This window comes from Klebsiella sp. MS 92-3 (genome assembly GCF_000195655.1).
Taxonomy (GTDB): Bacteria; Pseudomonadota; Gammaproteobacteria; order Enterobacterales; family Enterobacteriaceae; genus Klebsiella; species Klebsiella pneumoniae.
Genome location: NZ_GL882841.1, coordinates 1 through 1158, shown reverse-complemented (window position 1 = coordinate 1158; position 1158 = coordinate 1). Strand labels below are relative to the sequence as shown.

Sequence of the window (1158 nt, the reverse complement as noted above, 5' to 3'; positions counted from 1 at the left end):
GGCTGAAGTTTTACATATTTCTCAACCCGCGGCGAGTAAAGCACTCAAACATGCTGAGCACTGAGAGATCCCCTCATAATTTCCCCAAAACGTAACCATGTGTGAATAGATTTTGAGTAAGCAGGGTTGCAGCCACGAGTGAGTCTTCCCTTGTTATTGTGTAGCCAGAATGCCGCAAAACTTCCATGCCTAAGCGAACTGTTGAGAGTACGTTTCGATTTCTGACTGTGTTAGCCTGGAAGTGCTTGTCCCAACCTTGTTTCTGAGCATGAACGCCCGCAAGCCAACATGTTAGTTGAAGCATCAGGGCGATTAGCAGCATGATATCAAAACGCTCTGAGCTGCTCGTTCGGCTATGGCGTAGGCCTAGTCCGTAGGCAGGACTTTTCAAGTCTCGGAAGGTTTCTTCAATCTGCATTCGCTTCGAATAGATATTAACAAGTTGTTTGGGTGTTCGAATTTCAACAGGTAAGTTAGTTGCTAGAATCCATGGCTCCTTTGCCGACGCTGAGTAGATTTTAGGTGACGGGTGGTGACAATGAGTCCGTGTCGAGCGCTGATTTTTTCGGCCTTTAGAGCGAGATTTATACAATAGAATTTGGCATGAGATTGGATTGCTTTTAGTCAGCCTCTTATAGCCTAAAGTCTTTGAGTGACTAGATGACATATCATGTAAGTTGCTGATAGGTTTCCAGTTTTCCGCTCCTAGGTCTGCATATTGTACTTTTCCTCTTACTCGACTTAACCAGTACCAACCCAGCTTCTCAACGGATTTATACCATGGCACTTTAAAGCCAGCATCACTGACAATGAGCGGTGTGGTGTTACTCGGTAGAATGCTCGCAAGGTCGGCTAGAAATTGGTCATGAGCTTTCTTTGAACATTGCTCTGAAAGCGGGAACGCTTTCTCATAAAGAGTAACAGAACGACCGTGTAGTGCGACTGAAGCTCGCAATACCATAAGCCGTTTTTGCTCACGGATATCAGACCAGTCAACAAGTACAATGGGCATCGTATTGCCCGAACAGATAAAGCTAGCATGCCAACGGTATACAGCGAGTCGCTCTTTGTGGAGGTGACGATTACCTAACAATCGGTCGATTCGTTTGATGTTATGTTTTGTTCTCGCTTTGGTTGGCAGGTTACGGCCAAGTTCGG

1 protein-coding gene is annotated in these 1158 nt (G+C 45.7%); it reads right to left on the bottom strand.

The features are described from left to right. Positions 1 to 73 precede the first annotated feature (73 nt). On the bottom strand, positions 74 to 1158 hold a 1085-nt coding region (locus HMPREF9538_RS30400), incomplete at its 5' end, for an IS4-like element ISVsa5 family transposase (RefSeq protein WP_071813930.1).